1 protein-coding gene is annotated in these 290 nt (G+C 64.8%); it reads left to right on the forward strand.

Features of this window, described 5'->3' with window-relative positions; genetic code table 11:
* Positions 1 to 290: hypothetical protein (locus tag SB658_RS23155; protein WP_410602612.1), on the forward strand; the 290-nt coding region annotated here is incomplete at both ends.

A 290-nucleotide genomic window follows, 5' to 3' on the forward strand; every position in this document is an offset into this window, starting at 1 on the left:
AGGGCCTGTTCCTGAGCGACCATGGGTACGGTACCGAGCTCGATCTCTTGCACTGGCGCGAACTCGGCGAGAGCGACGCCGATATGCGCAGCGACTGGGGCCTCAGTGACGAGCGCCTCACCGCACGCGCGATCGAGCAGGTCGATGAGCTTCACGAGGCCTACGAGACCACGGGCCAGCTCTTCAGCCTGGGCCTGCTCACGCTCGACACCCACGAGCCGGCTCACCCGTACGACTACTGCCCGATTGAGACTGAGGCGGAGACCACCGAGATCTACGCGTGTTCGATG

It is taken from the genome of Bacillus sp. SIMBA_008, assembly GCF_046535495.1.
Classification (GTDB): Bacteria; Bacillota; Bacilli; order Bacillales; family Bacillaceae; genus Bacillus; species Bacillus subtilis.